The following is a 19,871-nucleotide window of genomic DNA, read 5'->3' on the forward strand; positions in this document are numbered from 1 at the left end:
CTCGCCTTCAGGTCGTGACCCTGTTCGTCTTCGTGAGGACAAGCCAGATGAATCCCGTGCAGGTCATCGCCGTTGCAGGCGGCAGGGGCGGAAGCGGTAAAACCAATGTTGCGGTCAACCTCGCGCTCGGTTTGGCCGATCTCGGACGCCGGACGATGGTCCTGGACGCCGACCTGGCGACGGCCAACGTTCACGAGCTGCTGGGATTGTCCCCGCACCGCACCCTGGCCGACGTATTGCGCGGTCACTGCTCGATCGAGCAAGTGGTGTTGCAACTGGGCGGCGGCATACGGATCCTGCCCGGAAGCTGCGGCGATCTGGACATGACGCAGCTGAGTCTGACGCAACAGGCCGGTCTGATTCACGCCGTCAGCGACATGCAGGATGCCCCGGACGTCCTGCTCATCGATACGGCGTCGGGCATTACTGAGTCGACGCTGAATTTCATCCACGCCTCCAGGCATGTAATGGTCGTCGTTCGCGACGAGCCTGCCTCCATCAATGACGCATACAGTTTTATCAAGCTGCTGAATCGCAACTATGGAATATCCCGATTCCATATATTGGCCAGCATGGTCCACAGCCGTTATGAGGGGCGCGCGCTGTTTAATACACTTCTTAAAATAACCGATTCAGCTCTAAGTGTTGTATTGGAGTATCTGGGGGATATTCCCTTCGATGAAAACGTTCGGCATGCCGCAAAGAAACGTCGTGCCGTATACGATGCCTATCCAACCTCAAAGAGCACGAGCGCCTACAGGAAAATTGCAAACAAGATAGATAACTGGCTATTGCCGTCCAATCCGACTGCTCATCTGGAGTTCTTTGGCGATAGACTGTTTTGCGCTCCCAGGGCACGCCTGGCCTGCTGACCGATCGCGGCGTAACGATCGTCAGGCCTGATGCAGACGGCCCAGGTCGGCAGTCAGTTCGCGCATCCTCTGTAGTAGCACCTCGGCCTGGCATAGCAAAGCGTCCTGCGAAGCGCCATTCGCATACGCCTGCTCCAGCGTCAGACAGCAGGTCACGAGCGCCTCTGCGCCAATCAGGCCAGCCGCGCCTCTGATCCGGTGCGCAAAGTCAGGCAGGCTTTCGGCGTCGCGCGCCGCCAGCAAGTTCTGCAAACGCTCGCAATCGGCCTGATTGCTACTTCGCAGGGAATCGACAAGCCGTCGCTGGATGTCCGAATTCTGCCCCGCCAATGCCCACAACCGGGCGCCAAGCGCCTCAGACTGGGTGGTTTCGATGATCTCATGTGTCGGCACAGCAACATCGCGCTGGCCCAAGTAACGATCGAGCTCGATCAGATCCATCGGCTTGAAAAAGCACTCGTCCATACCAGCGGCCAGACAGCGTGCGCGCTCTTCCGGCACCGCGTTGGCAGTGATGCCGATGATCAGGCAGCGCGGTCGTCCATTGCTCTGCTCGTGCTGGCGAATCGCCTGGGCCAGCTCGCAACCATCCATCAGTGGCATTCGCGAATCGGTGAGCACGGCGTCGAAATCATCGGCGAGCCATTGGTCGAAAGCCTCCTTGCCGTCGGTAGCGGCAATCACCCGGTGACCAAGGAAACTGAACTGCTGCTTGAGCAGCATGAGACCGGGCGGATAGTCATCCACCACCAGCAAGGTGAGCGATCTTTTGTGGTCGTCGCGCTTACCGGCCGTAGGGCCGCCAGCTGCTGCGGAAGAAGGTTCGGTGCCCATCGGGTTCGCCCTTTCGCTGAATGAATGCCGACACCCCGTCAGGTGACGGAGTTGCGCTTGGCGAACTCGACCAGATCGACCAGCGTTTCGATCTGCAACTTTTCCATGATGCGGGTTTTGTAGCAGCTGATTGTCTTGTTGCTGAGGGCCAGGTCATCGCCGATCTGCTTGTTGCTGCGCCCCTGGGCCAATTGTCGTAGCACGGTGATTTCGCGGTCCGACAGCGTGTTGATCATCTCCGTTTCGGACATGCGCGCATCGCTCTGGTTGACTGAGGCGGAGCTTAGGCTGGGGAAGTACTCGTAGCCGGATCTGATGGCCTGGACCGCATTGGTCAGCTCGCTCATGTCGCCGCTTTTGCACACATACCCCGCCGCCCCCGCCTGCCGACAGCGCATGGAAAAAAGGTTGGCCGGCTGAGAACTCAGCACCAGAACTTTCAGCGAATCGCTCAGCAAGCGCAAACGCATGATCACCGACAGACCGTCCAGCTTCGGGATACCGATATCGACTACGACCAGATCCGGGCTGTGCACCTTGGCATGCTGAATCGCATCGACCCCGTTATCGGCCTCCGCCACGACGCGATATCCGTCGCGCTCAAGCAGCGTACGGACTGCCAGGCAAATGAACGGGTGATCATCGACAATTAGAACGGTTCTCATACATGCACCAAAATCGCATCTACGTCCTATGACAATCCTGAATTGTCACCGTATTTGTGACGAGCGCTACAAGTTCATTATTGCAATTTAATTGGATTGGCACTACCCAAATTCCGAATTACATTCCCAAGAGTTTGATGCTGCATTTGAGGTTAGTTCTCACCTGAGAACGTTAATTCTGCAGTCAGCAAACTTTCAATAACTCATAAAACCGAACTATTGAATTAGACCTAAGGCGTCTGTTGCATACACAAGAACCCGCATACGCGCGAACATGTATTCGGAAATAGCGAAAGAAGATGAATTGCGGATGGCCGTATAGCCAACGATCTACCGCGGCATAAGGCGCGGTAAAGCAGTACGGAGCGCGGAACTAGGGTCACTTGGACAGGTGAAGCGGGAATGCTCATTGGTGCCCGGAGCGGGGGTCGAACCCGCATACCCTTTCGGATGAGGGATTTTAAGTCCCTTGCGTATACCAATTTCGCCATCCGGGCGTAGCGCTGTAGCTGGCCGCCAAGGTGGATCGCGGCGGCGCAGGACTATAACCAGCTACCCGGCTTCACGCAACCGCGCGGGTCGTGCATGGGCGGAGGGCTGGCCGGGTTGATATGCGAGCTATGAGGCCGACTGTGTTTGTCATGCCTCAAACAAAAAGCCCCGCAGGCGTTAACTTGCGGGGCTTTCGATACTGGAGGCCGATGTCGGAATCGAACCGGCGTACACGGATTTGCAATCCGCTGCATAACCACTCTGCCAACCGGCCTCAAAACAATGACGCCGCATTCTCTGCGGCGTCATCTACAACAAATTGGAGCGGGAAACGAGACTCGAACTCGCGACCCCGACCTTGGCAAGGTCGTGCTCTACCAACTGAGCTATTCCCGCGTTGTCTTGGTGACGGGCGCCATTTTATAGGATCAGAGCGCGGCGTCAAGCCCTTGATTAAAAAAGTTTTATTTCTTTTCGGCGCTCAGATGAGGCAAGGCCGCGTTCAGGTAGTTGATCATCGACCACAGCGTCAGTCCGGCTGCGATGAAGAGCAACGCGTAGCCCAGGCTGACCCAGATCGTCAGAGCTGGCGGATTGGCCAGCAGGATCACCAGCGCCACCATTTGCGCTGCGGTTTTCCATTTACCGAGATTGGAGACGGCTACCTGCGCGCGCGCACCCAGTTCGGCCATCCACTCGCGCAGCGCCGAGACGACGATCTCACGCCCGATGATGATGGCTGCCGGTAGCGTCAGCCACAGGTTGGCATGCTCGCCGACCAGCAGCACCAGGGCGACGGCCACCATCAGCTTGTCCGCCACCGGATCGAGGAAGGCGCCGAATGGGGTGCTCTGCTCCAGGCGACGGGCCAGGTAGCCATCGAGCCAATCGGTCACTGCGGCAATGGTGAACACTGCGCTGGCGGCCAGATAGCTCCAGTGAAATGGCAGGTAGAACAGCAGAATGAAGATTGGGATCAGCAGCACGCGCAGCACGGTGAGCAGGTTTGGAATATTCATCGGTACCACTGATCAGCGAAATTGGCGGTGATTCTACTCACTGTGCAGAGCGGCATAAATCGACTCGGCAAGCTTTTTACTGATACCCGGCGCCTTGGCGATCTCGTCCAGGCTGGCACGGCAGAGTTCCTGAAGACCACCGAAGTGCTTGAGCAGTTCGCGTCGCCGCTTCGGTCCGATGCCTGCCACGTCTTCCAGGCTCGATGTGCGCCGAGCCTTGCCGCGTCGCGCACGGTGGCCGGTAATGGCGAAACGGTGGGCCTCGTCCCGCACCTGCTGGATGAGATGCAGCGCCGGCGAGTCGGCCGGCAGCGTGAATTCGTGCGCCGCGTCGTTGAGATACAAGGTTTCCAGGCCGGGCTTGCGGGTGACGCCCTTGGCCACGCCGAGCAGGATCAACTCGGGCACCGCCAGCTCTTCCAGCACTTCGCGCGCCATGTTGAGCTGGCCCTTGCCACCGTCCACCAAGAGGATGTCGGGCAGCTTGCCCTCGCCTTCGGCCGCCTTGCGAAAACGCCGCGAGAGCGCCTGGTGCATCGCCGCATAATCGTCTCCAGCGGTGACGCCTTCGATGTTGTAGCGGCGGTAGTCCGACTTCAGCGGCCCCTCGGGGCCGAACACCACGCAGGACGCCACCGTTGCCTCGCCGCTGGAATGGCTGATATCGAAACATTCCAGGCGTGATGGCAGTTCGTCGAGCTTCAGCGCCTCGGCCAGCGCTTCGAAACGCGCCGACAGGTGCTGGCGATTGGCGAGTCGTGCCGACAGCGCCTGCTCGGCATTGGTCAGCGCCAGCTGTTGCCAGCGGGCGCGCGTGCCGCGTACGCGATGCACGATGCTCAGCTCGCTGCCGCGCAATTCCGCGATCGCGCTGACCAGCGTGGGAAAGTCCTCATGCACGGCATTGACGATAAGCTCGCCCGGCAAGTCGCGCTCACTCGAGCCGAGGTAATACTGCTCAAGAAACGCCTGCAGCACGTCGCTGACGCTCTCCTCAATGGCAACCTGGGGGAAGAAATTCTTGCTGCCGAGCACCCGCCCGCCACGCACACTGATCAGATGCACGCATGCACCGCCCGGGCTTACGGCGGCGGCGACGATATCGACGTTGCCATTGCCGCCTTCCATGCTCTGTTGGTCCTGAACGCGCCGCAGGATGCCGATCTGGTCGCGAATCTCGGCGGCACGCTCGAACTCGAGGTTCATCGCCGCCTGCTCCATGTTGCGTGACAGCTCTTCGGCCAGCGCATTGCTGCGCCCTTCGAGGAACATCACCGAGTGACGCACATCTTCGGCGTACTCGGTCGGATCCACCAGTTTTACGCAGGGCGCCTTGCAGCGCTTGATCTGGTATTGCAGACACGGCCGCGTGCGATTGCGGAAATAGCTGTCCTCGCACTGACGCACGAGGAAGGCCTTCTGCAAGAGCCCCAGGCTCTCGCGAATCGCCCCGGCACTCGGATACGGACCGAAATAGCGCCCGGGTTCCTTCTTCGCGCCACGATGAATGCTCAGCCGCGGAAACTCGCCGGCAGAAAGAAACACGTATGGATAGGATTTGTCGTCGCGTAGCAGGATGTTATACGGCGGCCGCCACTGCTTGATCAGCGTCTGCTCGAGCAGCAGCGCCTCGGTCTCGTTCGCCGTAATGGTGGTTTCCACCTGGGCAATCTTTGCCACCAGCGCGGCGGTTTTCGGCGCCTGCCCGGTCTTGCGAAAGTAGCTGGCCAGGCGCTTCTTGAGATTCTTTGCCTTGCCGACGTAGAGCAGTTTCTCGTCCGCATCGAACATCCGGTAGACGCCGGGATGCCCGCTGCATGCCGCCAGGAAGGCGGATGAATCGAATCCGCTGGCCATCAGTTGATGGTGTCGACCATGCCGTGGCGTACGGCGAGCAGCGCCAGCTCGACATCACTGGTGATCGAGAGCTTCTCGAAGATCCGATAGCGGTAGGTGTTCACCGTTTTCGGCGACAGGCAGAGCTTGTCCGAGATCGCCTGGACCTTCTGGCAGTTGGCGATCATCAGCGCAATCTGGATTTCCCGCTCGGACAGCAGATCGAACGGCGAGCCATTCTGCTGCGGCTGGAAGGACTTGAGCGCCAGCTGCTGGGCGATCTGCGGGCTGATGTAGCGTTGGCCGGCGAAAACCATGCGGATCGCACGAATCATCTCTTCCAGCGCAGCGCCCTTGGTCAGATACCCGGCCGCGCCGGCCTGCAGCAGACGCGTCGGAACGGATCCTCTTCGCAGATCGTGACGGCGATGACCTTGAGATCCGGGTGGCTGCGCAGCAGCTTACGAGTGGCTTCCAGGCCACCGATGCCGGGCATCTTGACGTCCATCAGAACCACGTCCGGCTTGAGTTCGCGAGTCTGCTTGATCGCCTCCTCGCCGCAGTCAGCCTGACCAACCACGTACAACCCGTCGATATCGGCCAGCATGCGGGTAATGCCCGTGCGAACCAGATCGTGGTCGTCTACCACCAGCACCCTAATCAACAGACACCTCGTCAATGCAATTCAAAGCTGGCTGGCTGCGCGCTTCGTGATAACGGCGAACTGTACCAAAGAAAATGCCAACCTCGCCTCATCCGAGGTGACGAAAAATCGTCGCAGCCACTCCGCCACAATGGCTACGACCCGCGACGCAAAGCGTTTGGCGCCACCTGTCAGCCAGAACCTACAGCGCAATGCTTGTAAGCCATTGGCTATGGAGTGCAGACCATTCAGGGCCGCAACGCCAGTATTCGCCGTGCGCCCAGCGCGACCAGGATTCCGATCAGACTGCCAATCAGCAGGTCCGGGTAGCGCGATCCGCTCCAGGCGACCAGCGCTCCGGCCACGATCACACCGGCATTGATCAGCACATCGTTGGCGGAAAATATCCAGCTGGCACGCATATGCACGCCGCCTTCGCGATGTCGGTGAATCAGCAGCAGGCAGAGCACGTTGGCCAGCAAGGCGATGCTGGCGACGACCATCATCGACAGCGACTGCGGTTCGCTGCCGAAGACGAAGCGCCGCCCCACTTCGATCAGCAGCCCAATGGCAAGCAGCAACTGGAGCAGACCGGCGAGCCGCGCGGCGTTCATCTGCAGTTGGGCGCCACGGCCAACTGCATACAGCGCCACTCCGTAGACGGCGGCGTCAGCGAACATGTCCAGCGAATCACCGATCAATCCGGCGGACTGGGCAATCAACCCGGCGAGCATCTCGGCCACGAACATGAAGGCATTGATCGCCAACAGCAGCTTCAGGGTCCCGGCTTCGCCGGCCTCGTTCGCGCGGCCTGACGGAGCACCAACCGCCGCTGCCCGGGTTTCGAGCAGCGTTGCGCCCAATCCGAGATTACCCAGCCGTTCGGCGATTGGCTCGATGGCACCGTCATGCGTAACCCGCAGCTGCCGGGCGGGAAGATCGAACGCCAGGCCGCCTGCCGATACGTGACCGTCGAGGGCCATGCGGATCAGCCGCTCCTCCGCCGGGCAATCCATCTTCGGAACGTGGAACAGGCTGACCCAGCGGCCACCCGCCTCCGACGCATGGGTTGCCTGCGGATGCCGCGCGCAACCGCAGGGGCCATCGCAGCCACTCATCGCGCCTCAACCAGCGCAGCGATTTCATCGGTCGTCAACACCTTGCCCGCCGACACGACCGTCTCATCGATGACCAGTGCTGGCGTGCTCATCACCCCGTAACGGGCGATTTCGCCGAAGTCGGTCACCTTGACCACCTCCGCCTCGCGTCCCAGCGCTGTCAGCGCCTGGCGCGTATTGTCGGCCAGGGTCACGCACTTTCTGCAACCGGAACCCAGGATCTTGATCAGCATGGCGAATCTCCCATCTCAGATGAACAGGTAAGCAAATGCATTGAACAGATAGCCGATCAGCATGATGCCCATCAGCACGACGGTAACGAACAGCGCCAGCAGCGGCGCCTTGACCACCTGTTTCAGCATGATCAGCGATGGCAGCGACAACGCCGTGACCGACATCATGAATGCCAGCACGGTGCCCAGGCCGACGCCCTTAGACACCAGCGCCTCGGCAATCGGCAGGGTGCCGAAGATGTCCGCGTACATCGGCGCGGCCACCAGTGTGGCCAGCGGCACCGACCACCAGTTGTCTTGGCCGATGAGCTTTTCGATCAGCCCCGCCGGGATCCAGTTGTGTATGGCAGCGCCGATACCCACGCCGATCAGGATATACAGCCAAACCTTGCGGATGATCTCTCCCACCTGCTCGCGAGCGTAGGTCAGGCGGTCGCGCAGGGTGAGCTGTTCCTGTGGGAGGTCCAGGACCTTCTGTTGCGTGACGAAGGCCTCGACGTACTGCTCCATCCCAACCTTGCCAATCAGCGTCCCGCCGATCACTGCCAGCACGATGCCCACTACCACGTAGGCCAGCGCAATCGACCAGTTGAAGATGCTGGCCAGCAGGATCATCGACGCCAGATCGACCAGCGGCGAGGAGATCAGGAACGAGAAGGTCACCGCCAGCGGCAGACCCGAACTGGTGAAGCCGATGAACAGCGGGATCGACGAGCAGGAGCAGAACGGCGTGACCGTTCCCAGCAATGCGCCAGCGAGGTTAGCCCGAAAGCCGCGCATGCGGCCAAGAATGCGCCGCGTGCGCTCCGGCGGGAAATAGCTCTGAATCCAGGAGAGGCCGAAGATCAGCACCGACAGCAGGATGAAAATCTTGATCACGTCATAGATGAAGAAATGCAGACTGCCGCCGATCCGGCTGGCCATGTCCAGGCCGAATATGTCCTCCACCAGCAGCCGCACCAGAGACGCCAGCCAGTCCATGCGCAACAACTGGTCGTTCAGCCACTTGAAGATTTCCATGAGTCGTTCCTCAGCTGCGCGGCAAGGCGCGCTCGTACCAGGCGCGGCTGCTGTTGACCAAGCGCACCAGCCAGAGCATTACCGGAACTTCGATCAGTACGCCGACCACCGTGGCCAACGCGGCGCCGGAATCGAAACCATAGAGGACGATGGCCACCGCCACCGCCAGCTCGAAGAAGTTGGAAGCGCCGATCATGGTCGCCGGACCAGCCACGTCGTGGCGAACCCTGAGGCGGCGGCATAGCCAATAGCCGAGCGCGGCGATGAACAATGTCTGCAGCAGCAGCGGCACGGCAAGGATGCCGATCACCAGCGGCTGCTCGACGATGGTCTTGCCCTGGAAGGAGAACAGCAACACCAGCGTGGCCAACAGGGCGACGATGGAGAACGGTGAAACCTTCCCCAGCACCGCTTGAAAATGCGCCTCGCCGCGCTTCATCAGCTGCGCGCGCAGGAACTGGGCGATGGCCAGCGGGATGACGATGTACATCACCACCGAGAGCAGCAACGTATCCCACGGCACCGGAATGGATGACACGCCGAGCAGCAACGCAACGATGGGCGCGAAGGCGAACACCATCACCAGGTCGTTGAGCGCCACCTGGGTGATGGTGAAGTTGGCGTTGCCATTGCACAGGTAGCTCCAGACGAACACCATTGCCGTGCAGGGCGCGGCGCCGAGCAGGATCAGCCCGGCCATGTAACTGTCCAGCTCGTCGGCTGGTAGCCACTCGGCGAACAGCACCTTGATGAACAGCCAGCCGATCAGCGCCATGCTGAACGGTTTGACCGCCCAGTTGACGAACAGCGTCACGGCCATGCCGGCCTTCTGCTCGCGGACTTCGTGCAGCGCGCCGAAATCGATCTTCATCAGCATCGGCACGATCATCACCCAGATCAGCACACCTACCGGGATGTTGACCCGCGCCACCTCCATCGCCCCCACCGCCTGCGCGGCCTCCGGCACGAGTAACCCGAGCGCCGTGCCGGCGGCGATGCACAGGAACACCCACACCGTCAGATAGCGTTCGAAGAAGCCCAGCGGAGCTCCCGCGGACTGCTTCATGGCGACCTCACATGCGTTTGTCATTTGTTGTTCACCTTGGTTGATACAATCTGACGATCACGATATTCGCTTTACCGTATATATTCAAAACAATATATTCGTTAAATGCCGGTCTGACGGAGATCAACATGAGTCGGAGAAAGCGTGTCCTGTTCCTCTGCGTGGCGAACTCATCGCGCTCGCAAATGGCGGAAGCGTTGCTGCGCCACCTCGACTCCGAGCACTTCGAGGCCGTCAGTGCCGGCACCGCGCCGACCCAGGTGGATCCGCGCACCCGTGAAGCGCTGGAACACCTGGGTGTGTCCACCGCGGGACTGGTCAGCAAGTCTATCGAGCAGGTGACGGGCGAGCCCTTCGACTATGTCATCACCCTGTGTGACAAATCCGCGCTGGAGTGCCTGTCGCTTCCTGGCGCCGGCGAGTACATCGCCTGGAATTTCGCGGATCCGGCAACGAGCCCGCAGCCGGATGCCTATCGCAGGACGCTGCAGGAGATCCACGAACGGCTAAGGATGTTCGTGCTGATCACCAGCAAACCCGCCAGCGCAATCGCGCAAAGCGCTTCGCTATCGCCGGTCGAGCTATTCAAGTGTCTGGCCGACGAAACCCGGGCGCGTATCGCGCTGCTGGTCAGTCTGGAGCAGGAACTGTGCGTATGCGAGCTGACCGCGGCGCTGGACCAGGTCCAGCCCAAGATTTCCCGCCACCTCGCGCTGCTGCGCAGCTGCGGCCTGCTGGAAGACCGACGTAACGGCCAATGGGTGTATTACCGCCTGCACCCGCAACTGCCCGCATGGGTCACGGACATGCTCAAAACGACCCTGGCGAACAACGTCGAATGGCTGCGTCAGGACGTGCAACGCCTCTGGCAGATGCGCGACCGGCCTGGCCGCAAGCCCGCCTGCGACTGAAATTCGGCCTGCAGCGACAGCCGCCCCCTCTTTATCCGGATGAAGCCCATGTCCAACGACCTGCCCAATATCGATGCCGAACTGCTCGACGCCCCCAGCATGGACAAGCTGGGCGCCATCGATGCGCCCGCCACCCATTCGCCGCGCATCCTGCTGCTCTACGGCTCAAACCGCGAGCGCTCGTTCAGCCGGCTACTGACCCTGGAAGCCGCGCGCCTGCTCGAAAGCATGGGCGCCGAGACACGCATCTTCCACCCCGCCGGCCTGCCCCTGCCGGACGACGCACCGGATGACCATCCCAAGGTGCGAGAACTGCGCGAACTGATGCAGTGGTCCGAAGGCCAGGTGTGGTGCTCGCCGGAGCGGCATGGCGCGATGAGCGCGGTGTTCAAGGCGCAGATCGACTGGGTGCCGCTGACGCTCGGTGCGGTGCGCCCGACGCAGGGCAAGACCCTGGCACTGATGCAGGTCTGCGGCGGCTCGCAGTCATTCAACGCGGTCAACCAGATGCGCGTACTCGGACGCTGGATGCGCATGTTCACCATCCCCAACCAGTCATCCGTAGCCAAGGCGTGGCAGGAGTTCGACGAGAACGACCGCATGAAGCCCTCGTCCTACTACGACCGCGTGGTGGATGTGATGGAGGAGCTGCTCAAGTTCACGTTGCTGCTGCGCGGGCAAGCCAAGTATCTAGTCGACCGCTATTCCGAGCGCAAGGAATCGGCCGAAGCGCTGTCCCGGCGCGTCAATCAGCGCAGCATCTAACAGGCTGTCAATCCGTCAGAGACTCGAACATGACCATCAAAATAGGCATCAACGGCTTCGGCCGCATCGGACGGCTGGCGCTTCGCGCAGCCTGGGGCTGGCCGGAGCTGGAGTTCGTGCAGATCAACGATCCGGCCGGCGACGCCGCGACCCACGCCCATCTGCTCAACTTCGATTCGGTGCATGGGCGCTGGCAGCATGAGGCGAGCAGCGACGGCGACGACGTGGTGATCGCCGGCAAACGCATTCGAGTCAGCGCCAACAAAGCTATCGCCGATACCGACTGGAGCGGCTGCGACGTGGTGATCGAGGCCAGCGGCAAGATGAAGACCGTCGCCGTGCTGCAGGCCTACCTCGACCAGGACGTCAAGCGCGTGGTGGTCAGCGCGCCGGTCAAGGAAGCCGGTGCGCTGAACGTCGTCATGGGCGTCAACGACCAGCTGTTCGACCCGACGCAACACCGCATCGTCACCGCCGCTTCCTGCACCACCAACTGCCTGGCGCCAGTGGTCAAGGTGATCCATGAGGCCCTGGGCATCCGCCACGGCTCGATCACCACCATTCACGATCTGACCAACACCCAGAGCATCCTCGACCAGCCGCACAAGGACCTGCGCCGTGCCCGCGCCTCGGGCATGAGCCTGATCCCGACCACCACCGGCTCGGCCACCGCCATCGCCGAGATTTTCCCCGAGCTGCGCGGCCGGCTGAATGGCCACGCCGTGCGCGTGCCGCTGGCCAACGCCTCGCTGACCGATTGCGTATTCGAGGTAGAGCGCGCAACCACAGTCGAGGAGGTGAACCAACTGCTCAAGGCCGCCGCCGAGGGCGAACTGCAGGGCATCCTCGGCTACGAGGAGCGTCCGCTGGTGTCCATCGACTATCGCACCGACCCGCGCTCGTCGGTCATCGACGCACTGTCGACGCTGGTGGTCAACGGGACTCAAGTGAAGATCTACGCCTGGTACGACAACGAATGGGGCTACGCCAACCGCACCGTCGAGCTGGCGCGCAAGGTCGGCCTGGCCGGCTGAGGCCGGCATTGCCGTTCAGGTGGAAAATCGCTGCGCGAGTTTTCCACCCTACGGTATTGATCGCGGATCGTAGGGTGGAAAACGGCCACCGGCCTTTTCCACCTGTTACCCATCACGCCGGCCTGGAACCGTTCATGCGCGCCCTCACCCGCTTCTCTCCTGAAATCCGCCAGTACCTGCTGATCACTGGCAATTACTGGGCCTTCACCCTCACCGATGGCGCGTTGCGCATGCTGGTGGTGCTGCATTTCCACGGTCTGGGCTACACGCCGCTGCAGATTGCCGCGCTGTTCCTGTTCTACGAATTCTTCGGCGTGGTGACCAACCTGCTCGGCGGCTGGCTGGGCGCGCGCATCGGCCTTAACCGAACCATGAACTTGGGGCTTGGCTTGCAGGTGGCGGCACTGCTGATGTTGACCGTGCCGGACGCGCTGCTCGGTGTGCCCTGGGTGATGACGGCGCAGGCGCTGTCCGGCATCGCCAAGGACCTCAACAAGATGAGCGCCAAGAGCTCGATCAAGCTGCTGGTCGTCGACGGGCAGCAGGGGCGACTGTATCGCTGGATCGCGCTGCTTACGGGTTCGAAGAACGCGCTCAAGGGTGTGGGTTTCTTTCTAGGCGGCGCCCTGCTCGCCTTGTTCGGTTTCCAGGGCTCGCTGCTGGCGATGGCGGCGGCGCTGGCACTGATCTGGCTGGCCAGCCTGGTGTTGCTGCGGCGTGACCTGGGCAAGGCTCGGGCCAAGCCGAAGTTCCGTGACCTGTTATCCAAGAGCCGGGCGATCAACGTGCTGTCGGCCGCGCGGCTGTTCCTGTTCGGTGCGCGCGACGTGTGGTTCGTCGTTGCCCTGCCGGTCTATCTCGCCAGCGTGTTCGGTTGGGATGTCTGGCAGGTCGGCGGTTTCCTCGCCGTCTGGGTGATCGGCTACGGCGTGGTGCAGAGCCTTGCGCCTTACCTCACCGGCAAGCGCCGAGGTCAGGCACCGGGTGGCCGCGCCGCCTTTGCCTGGGCGGTGCCGCTCGCTGCGTTACCGGCAGCCATCGCGCTGGGCCTCGCCGGCGGTTGGCCGGCGCAGACCGTGCTGATCGTCGGCCTATTGGCATTCGGTGCCCTGTTCGCGGTGAATTCCGCGCTGCACAGTTACCTGATCGTCAGTTATGCCAAGGTTGACGGTGTGTCGCTGGACGTCGGCTTCTACTACATGTCCAACGCCCTCGGCCGGTTGCTCGGCACGCTGCTTTCCGGCTGGGTCTATCAGGGCTATGGGCTCACGGCCTGCCTGTGGATTTCCAGCGCATTCGTCCTGTTCGCCGCGCTGGTTTCCCTCGGCCTGCCACGTCAGCACGCGTAGACGAGGCAACGGACGAGCATCGCATGCCCGCCGCTGCCCCGCCGGACTAGCGGCGCGGGTGGCGCATCAGCCGATAGGCCGCCGGCAACACGAACAGCGACAACAGCGGCGCGCTCAACATGCCACCGACCATCGGTGCGGCGATGCGGCTCATCACCTCGCTGCCGGTACCGGCACCGAGCAGGATCGGCAGCAAACCGGCGACGATCACCGCGACGGTCATCGCCTTGGGCCGCACACGTTGCACGGCGCCTTCGCGGATGGCCTCGCACAGCGCCGCCTCGTCATGCCGGTCGGCCTGCTGACGGTCGCTCCAGGCATGCTTGAGGTACAGCAGCATGATCACCCCGAATTCCGCCGCCACCCCGGCCAAGGCGATGAAGCCGACGCCGGTCGCCACCGACAGGTTGTAGCCCATCAGGTAGAGGAACCAGACGCCACCGGTCAGCGCGAACGGCAACGTGAGCATGATCAGCAGCGCCTCATCGATACGCCCGAAGGTCAGGTAGAGCAGCACGAAGATGATCAGCAGCGTCGCCGGTACCACCAGCTTGAGCCGCTCGTTGGCGCGTTCGAGGTACTCGAACTGGCCGGAGTAGCTCAGGCTCATGCCCGGTTGCAGTTCGACGCCGGCGCTCACCGCCTGCCGCAGGTCCGCCACCACCGAGGCGATGTCGCGCCCGCGCACATCGACGTACACCCAGCCGGACAGCCGCGCGTTCTCGCTACGCAGCATCGGTGGGCCGTCGCTGATACGCACCCGCGCCACGCTGCCGAGGGTGATCTGCGCGCCCCGTGGCGTAAGGATCGGCAACTGCTCCAGAGCCTGCGGCGAGTCGCGCCATTCACGCGGGTAACGCACGCTGATCGGGTAACGCGCCAGGCCTTCCACTGTTTCGCCGACGGTTTCGCCGCCGATGGCGCCGGCGACGATGGCCTGGACGTCGGCGATGTTCAGCCCATAGCGCGCGGCGTCCTGGCGGTCGATGTCGATATCGATGTAGCGCCCGCCGACCAAACGTTCCGCCAGGGCGGAGCTGACCCCTGGAACGCCCTTGGCAATGGCTTCGACCTGCTGGCTGACCCGGTCGATCTCCTCCAGATTGGCGCCGGCGATCTTCACCCCGATGGGACTCTTGATGCCGGTGGCGAGCATGTCGATGCGATTGCGGATCGGCGGAATCCAGATATTGGTCAGTCCCGGCACCTGCACCGCGCGATCCAGCTCCTCCACCAGTTTTTCCGGCGTCATGCCGGCGCGCCACTGCTCGCGGGGCTTGAACTGAATGGTGGTCTCGAACATCTCCAGCGGCGCCGGATCGGTGGCCGACTCGGCGCGCCCGGCCTTGCCGAACACCGTGGCAACTTCCGGCACCGTGCGAATCATCCGGTCGGTCTGCTGCAACAGCTGCGCGGCCTTCTGCGCCGACAGCCCCGGCAGTGCCGACGGCATGTAGAGCAGGTCGCCCTCGTCCATCGGCGGGAGGAACTCGCCGCCCAGCCGAGTCATCGGCCACAGCGTGGTCGCCAGGATCAGCAGCGCGGCGACCAGGGTGGTTTTCGGATACTCCAGCACCGCGTCGAGCGCCGGCCGGTAAACCCGGATCAGTCCGCGGTTGAGCGGATTGCGCGTCTCATCCGGCAGCCGGCCGCGAATCCAGTAGCCCATCAGCACCGGCACCAGCGTCACCGAAAGCCCGGCAGCAGCAGCCATCGCGTAGGTCTTGGTAAACGCCAGCGGGCCGAACAGCCGGCCTTCCTGCGCTTCGAGGGTGAACACCGGGATGAATGACAGCGTGATGATCAGCAGGCAGAAGAACAGCGCCGGGCCGACCTCCTGCGCCGCCTCGGTCATCACCCGCCAGTGCTCCTCGCCTTCCAGTGTCCGGCCGGGATTGGCATGCCGCCAGGCCTCGGCCTTCTTGTGCGCGTTCTCGATCATCACCACCGCTGCATCGACCATCGCGCCGATGGCGATGGCAATGCCGCCCAGCGACATGATGTTGGCGTTGATGCCCTGGTAACGCATCACCGCAAAGGCCAGCAGCACGCCGATCGGCAGCGAGACGATGGCCACCAGCGATGAGCGCAGGTGCCAGAGGAACAGCCCGCAAACCAGTGCGACGACGATGAACTCCTCCAGTAGCTTGAAGCTCAGGTTGTGCACCGCGCGGTCGATCAGCTGGCTGCGGTCGTAGGTAGTGACGATCTCCACGCCCTGCGGCAGGCTTTTCTTCAACTCGTCGAGCTTGGCATGCACGGCCGCCAGGGTTTCCCGCGCGTTCTTGCCGCTGCGCAGGATGATCACGCCACCGACGGTTTCCCCTTCACCGTCCATTTCGGCGATGCCGCGGCGCATCTCCGGGCCGAGCTGAATGTGCGCGACATCGCCGAGCGTCACCGGCACCCCGGCGGCGCTGAGCTGCAACGGAATCTGGCGGAAGTCGTCGAGCGTCTGCAGGTAGCCCGAGGCGCGCACCATGTACTCGGTTTCCGCGAGTTCCAGCACCGCACCGCCGGTTTCCTGGTTGGCGCTGCCGATGGCCTCGGTCACCTGCGCCTGGGTTATGCCGAAGCTGGCCAGCTTCAGCGGGTCGAGCAGCACCTGGTATTGGCGGACCATGCCGCCGATGGTGGCGACCTCGGCGACGTTCGGCAGGGTGATCAACTCGAACTTGAGGAACCAGTCCTGCAGGCTGCGCAGTTGCGCCAGGTCGTGCGTGCCGCTGCGGTCGACTAGCGCGTACTGGTAGATCCAGCCGACACCGGTGGCGTCCGGGCCCAGCGACGGTTTGGCGCCGTCCGGCAGCCGGCTCTGCACCTGGCTCAGATACTCCAGCACTCGTGAGCGCGCCCAGTACAGGTCGGTGCCATCCTCGAACAGCACGTAGACGAAGCTGTCGCCGAAGAACGAATAGCCGCGCACCGTCTTTGCCCCGGGCACCGAGAGCATGGTGGTGGTCAGCGGATAAGTGATCTGGTTCTCGACGATCTGCGGCGCCTGTCCCGGATACGGCGTGCGGATGATCACCTGCACGTCGGACAGGTCCGGCAGCGCGTCGATTGGCGTGGTGCGCAGCGACCAGATGCCCACCGCGGTCATCAGCAGCGTCGCCAGCAGTACCAGAAAGCGGTTGACCACCGACCAGCGAATCAGCGCGGCGATCATGGCAGCCGCTCCAGCTGTTCGATGACCAACCCGGCGCCAGTCTCGCGCACGGCGAAACGTACCCGGTCATCGACCTGCACCCCGTGCAGCAGATGAGCATCCTTCACCGCAAAGCGCATGGTCATGCCCGGCATGCCGAGGGTCTTGAATGGGCCGTGGGCGACCTTCACGCCCTGCGCGGTGAGCTCGACGATGCGTCCTTCGGCCTCGTGCAACGCTGCGACGATCGGCGTCTGGGCCGCATGCATCGGCATAGCAGGCTCATGCATCGCGTGTGTGGAAGGCTCGACTGGTGCGGAATCGGCATGTTCATGTGCCGCTGCCGGCTGCTCGGCAACGGCAGTGATGCCGCGCAGGCTGGCCTCGGAATCGAGCAGGAACTGCCCGGACGCGACCACCTGCTGGCCCTCCTCCAGCCCCTGCAGGATGGCAGTCTGGCTGCCGCTGTCGACACCGAGCTGCACCTCCACCGGGCGATAGCGGCCACCGGCTTCGGCGAGCATAACCAGCGCGCGCTTGCCGGTGCGGATCACCGCCTCGCTGGGGATCAGCAGTGCACTCTGCGCGCCCTGCTCGGCCAGTTCGACTCGCGCGCTAAGGCCTGGGCGCAACCGACCTCCGGCGTTGGGCAGTTCCACCCGTACACGCAGGGTGCGGCTGGCCGCCGTGGCCTCGGGCAGCACCGCCGTTACTGTGCCGGCGATTGGCTCACCGGGCAGCGCCGGCAAATGCGCCGTCGCCGCCTGCCCCGTGCGAATGCCGCCGGCCTGCGCCTCAGGCACCGCAACCTCGAGCCAGACGCTGTCCAGCCCGTTGATTCGCGCCAGCGGCGCGCCAGCGCCGACGTTCATGCCTTCGCGCACGTCCAGTTCCTGCAGCACACCGCCGATGGGCGCACGCACGGTCTGCAGTGCCTGCACCCGGCCGGAGCGCTCCAGCTGGCGGATCGCTTCGGCCGGCATGCCGACCAGCCGCAGGCGTTGGCGCGCACCGTCCAGCAGCGCGCGTTCACCGCTGCGGCGCAACGCGAGAAACTCCTCTTGCGCCGCCACCCACTCGGGTATCAGCAGGTCCACCAGCGGCGCGCCGGCCGTGAGCACATCGCCCGGCGCTAGCCGGTAGACGCGCTCGACGAAGCCTGCCGCGCGCGCCTGCACCACCGCCACGTCACGATCATTGAGGCCCAGCACCCCGACGGCCTCGATGTTGCGCGCCGGCTCGCCGCGGCTGACCGTGGCCAGGCGCACGCCGAGGTTGTGGGTAATGTCGGCGTCGATACGCACCGCTGGCGCGCCGGCGGCGTCTGCCTCGTCGGCGTAACGTGGCACCAGGTCCATGTCCATGAACGGTGATTTACCCGGCTGGTCGAAGCGTTGCTGCGGCACCATCGGGTCGTACCAATAGAGCACCTTGCGCTCGCTGGCGGCACGGGTGGATACATCCTGCGGCACGGCATGCGGCTGGCGCGAGGCCAACCAGTAGCCACCAGCCAGCCCCAGCGCGGTGGTGACGGCGATCAGTACGCCGGTCTTGAGAACGGTCTGGCTCATTGCGCATCTCCATAGGCGAAGTACAGGCGGCTGGCAGCGATGGCCTGCAGGCCATCGAGGTCGATTTCCTTCAGGCGCGTTTCGATCAGCTCACGACGCGCCGTCAGCAGCGCCTCCAGCTCGCCGCGACCGGCACGGTAGTCAGCCAGGCTGAGTTCGCTACGCTCGCGCGCCAGCGGCAGCAGCACCTCGCGGGTGCGCGTCAGAGCGCGTTGCAGGCGGTCGAGCTCGGCCAGTTCATTGTCCAGTTGCTCGGCGAACTGCCGCTCCAGCGCCTCGCGCTCGGCTTCCAGCTGGTTGAGTTCGGCGTGCCGGGCGGCGATGCGCGGGTTCTGCCGCGTGCTGGTGAACAGTGGCAGGTCGAAGCTGACCTGCAGGTTGACCATGTCGCCGAATTCCTGGCCGCGGCGCAGATAGTCCACTTCCCAGCTCCAGTCGGGTTTCTTCTCCGCGGTCGCCTCGCGGATACGCGCTTGCGCCTGCTGCGTCATCGGCGTGTAAGCCTGCAGTTGCGGGTGCCGGTGAAGCTCGCGCTGCAGCGCCGGGGCGTCGAGCGGCCAGTGCGGCACGCTGCCCTCCAGCGGTTCGCTGGCGGCTTCGCCGATCCAGCGGGCGAGCGCGGCGCGGGCCTGCCGACGCTGGCGTTGCAGCTCGTCGGCGCGCTCGTCGAGCAAGGCCGCTTCCTGGCGCGGTAGCACGCTGTCGGCGGCCAGTCCGCGTCCGCCGGCAATCCGCGCCCGCACGGTTTCGCTGAGCAGGCGATTCTCGGCGTAGAGCGCGTCGAAGGTCGCCAGCTTGCGCTCGATGGTGTGACTGGCGATCCACGCCTGAGCAGTGGCCTGGCGCACGTTCAGTGCCTCGACCACGCGCTCGGCGGCGGCACGCTGGATGCCGGCATTCGCCACCTCGACCCGGGCGCGGCGCTTGTCGCGGTTGGGCACGTCCTGCATCAGCCCGACCATGCTCATGGTCATGCCGTCGCGGTCCAGGCTCCAGCGGTCGTTGCCTTCAATCGGCACGCTCTGTACACCGAGCAGCAGTTTCGGGTCGGGCAGTTCGCCGGCAGGTACGGCGTCGCTACGCGCGGCCTGCAGTTTGGCCGCTTCGGCCTGCAGCGACGGCGCCTGCTGCTGGGCCAGCGCCAGGGCCTCGTCGAAGCTCAGCGCGCTGGCGGCAGCCGGCAACGCCAAGGCGCACGCGGCCACGGCGGCACGCGCGCGAATGTCTCGCATCAATCGGGATTGCATGTGCGGATTCCTCGGATCCTGCGTGCCGGACGGGCACGCGCGAGGTCA

16 protein-coding genes, 3 tRNA genes and 1 pseudogene are annotated in these 19,871 nt (G+C 63.5%); 5 read left to right on the forward strand and 15 right to left on the reverse strand.

Features of this window, described 5'->3' with window-relative positions:
• Positions 1 to 47 precede the first annotated feature (47 nt).
• Positions 48 to 872, forward strand: coding sequence for a MinD/ParA family protein (locus NAV27_RS12435; protein ID WP_102828665.1), 825 nt, complete (start codon positions 48 to 50; stop codon positions 870 to 872).
• A 21-nt stretch (positions 873 to 893) separates the two neighbouring features.
• Here the strand turns inward: NAV27_RS12435 and NAV27_RS12440 are convergent, their stop codons facing one another.
• The 12 genes and pseudogenes from NAV27_RS12440 to arsB all read right to left on the reverse strand — a co-directional run bounded on the left by NAV27_RS12440 (position 894) and on the right by arsB (position 9,822).
• The gene (locus NAV27_RS12440) at positions 894 to 1,706 is read right to left on the reverse strand and encodes a response regulator (protein WP_102828429.1); all 813 of its coding nucleotides are present in this window, start codon (positions 1,704 to 1,706) and stop codon (positions 894 to 896) included.
• Positions 1,707 to 1,744: 38 nt separating this feature from the next.
• Positions 1,745 to 2,371 carry a response regulator transcription factor gene (locus NAV27_RS12445; protein ID WP_102828428.1) on the reverse strand — a complete coding sequence of 209 codons (627 nt, stop codon included), beginning with the start codon at positions 2,369 to 2,371 and terminating at the stop codon, positions 1,745 to 1,747.
• A gap of 410 nt (positions 2,372 to 2,781) precedes the next feature.
• Positions 2,782 to 2,868, reverse strand: a tRNA-Leu gene (locus NAV27_RS12450).
• Positions 2,869 to 3,063: 195 nt separating this feature from the next.
• Positions 3,064 to 3,137 (reverse strand) — tRNA-Cys (locus tag NAV27_RS12455).
• A 46-nt stretch (positions 3,138 to 3,183) separates the two neighbouring features.
• Positions 3,184 to 3,259, reverse strand: a tRNA-Gly gene (locus NAV27_RS12460).
• Positions 3,260 to 3,327: 68 nt separating this feature from the next.
• Positions 3,328 to 3,882, reverse strand: a complete 555-nt coding sequence (pgsA, locus tag NAV27_RS12465; RefSeq protein WP_102828427.1) for a CDP-diacylglycerol--glycerol-3-phosphate 3-phosphatidyltransferase — start codon at positions 3,880 to 3,882, stop codon at positions 3,328 to 3,330.
• 33 nt (positions 3,883 to 3,915) lie between these two features.
• Positions 3,916 to 5,739, reverse strand: a complete 1,824-nt coding sequence (gene uvrC, locus NAV27_RS12470) for an excinuclease ABC subunit UvrC (protein ID WP_102828426.1) — start codon at positions 5,737 to 5,739, stop codon at positions 3,916 to 3,918.
• Positions 5,739 to 6,382: pseudogene (gene gacA, locus NAV27_RS12475) on the reverse strand (response regulator transcription factor GacA). The gene uvrC and the pseudogene gacA overlap by 1 nt, the downstream one beginning before the upstream one ends.
• 227 nt (positions 6,383 to 6,609) lie before the next feature.
• Positions 6,610 to 7,479: a cation efflux transmembrane domain-containing protein gene (locus NAV27_RS12480; RefSeq protein WP_102828425.1), complete on the reverse strand. Its 870-nt coding sequence runs from the start codon at positions 7,477 to 7,479 to the stop codon at positions 6,610 to 6,612.
• Positions 7,476 to 7,712 (reverse strand): thioredoxin family protein, encoded by a 237-nt coding sequence (locus NAV27_RS12485; protein ID WP_054094665.1) that lies wholly within the window; start codon positions 7,710 to 7,712, stop codon positions 7,476 to 7,478. Before NAV27_RS12485 ends, NAV27_RS12480 begins: the two co-directional genes overlap by 4 nt.
• Before the next feature lie 15 nt (positions 7,713 to 7,727).
• Positions 7,728 to 8,732, reverse strand: a complete 1,005-nt coding sequence (locus NAV27_RS12490; protein WP_102828424.1) for a permease — start codon at positions 8,730 to 8,732, stop codon at positions 7,728 to 7,730.
• 10 nt (positions 8,733 to 8,742) lie between these two features.
• Positions 8,743 to 9,822 carry an ACR3 family arsenite efflux transporter gene (gene arsB, locus NAV27_RS12495; protein WP_180981424.1) on the reverse strand — a complete coding sequence of 360 codons (1,080 nt, stop codon included), beginning with the start codon at positions 9,820 to 9,822 and terminating at the stop codon, positions 8,743 to 8,745.
• 104 nt (positions 9,823 to 9,926) lie between these two features.
• Here arsB and NAV27_RS19155 point away from each other — a divergent pair, with 104 nt between their 5' ends.
• The 4 genes from NAV27_RS19155 to arsJ all read left to right on the forward strand — a co-directional run bounded on the left by NAV27_RS19155 (position 9,927) and on the right by arsJ (position 13,857).
• A complete protein-coding gene (locus tag NAV27_RS19155) occupies positions 9,927 to 10,709 on the forward strand; it encodes a metalloregulator ArsR/SmtB family transcription factor (RefSeq protein WP_102828422.1) in 783 nt (260 codons plus the stop codon).
• A 48-nt stretch (positions 10,710 to 10,757) separates the two neighbouring features.
• Entirely contained in the window at positions 10,758 to 11,474 is a 717-nt protein-coding gene (gene arsH / locus NAV27_RS12510) for an arsenical resistance protein ArsH (protein ID WP_102828421.1), read from the forward strand.
• Between the two features lie 29 nt (positions 11,475 to 11,503).
• Positions 11,504 to 12,508 (forward strand): ArsJ-associated glyceraldehyde-3-phosphate dehydrogenase, encoded by a 1,005-nt coding sequence (locus NAV27_RS12515; RefSeq protein WP_102828420.1) that lies wholly within the window; start codon positions 11,504 to 11,506, stop codon positions 12,506 to 12,508.
• A gap of 134 nt (positions 12,509 to 12,642) precedes the next feature.
• Positions 12,643 to 13,857, forward strand: coding sequence for an organoarsenical effux MFS transporter ArsJ (gene arsJ / locus NAV27_RS12520; RefSeq protein WP_102828419.1), 1,215 nt, complete (start codon positions 12,643 to 12,645; stop codon positions 13,855 to 13,857).
• Between the two features lie 46 nt (positions 13,858 to 13,903).
• Here arsJ and NAV27_RS12525 read toward each other — a convergent pair whose 3' ends face one another.
• From NAV27_RS12525 to NAV27_RS12535, 3 genes are read right to left on the reverse strand one after another with little or no spacing between them, the layout of a single operon-like run.
• Positions 13,904 to 17,026, reverse strand: coding sequence for an efflux RND transporter permease subunit (locus NAV27_RS12525; protein WP_102828418.1), 3,123 nt, complete (start codon positions 17,024 to 17,026; stop codon positions 13,904 to 13,906).
• Entirely contained in the window at positions 17,023 to 18,576 is a 1,554-nt protein-coding gene (locus tag NAV27_RS12530; protein ID WP_102828417.1) for an efflux RND transporter periplasmic adaptor subunit, read from the reverse strand. The genes NAV27_RS12525 and NAV27_RS12530 overlap by 4 nt, the downstream gene beginning before the upstream one ends.
• Complete coding sequence (locus NAV27_RS12535) at positions 18,573 to 19,823, reverse strand: TolC family protein (RefSeq protein WP_102828416.1); 1,251 nt, start codon at positions 19,821 to 19,823, stop codon at positions 18,573 to 18,575. Before NAV27_RS12535 ends, NAV27_RS12530 begins: the two co-directional genes overlap by 4 nt.
• Positions 19,824 to 19,871: the final 48 nt, after the last annotated feature.

The organism is Stutzerimonas degradans, from assembly GCF_024448505.1.
GTDB lineage: Bacteria > Pseudomonadota > Gammaproteobacteria > Pseudomonadales > Pseudomonadaceae > Stutzerimonas > Stutzerimonas degradans.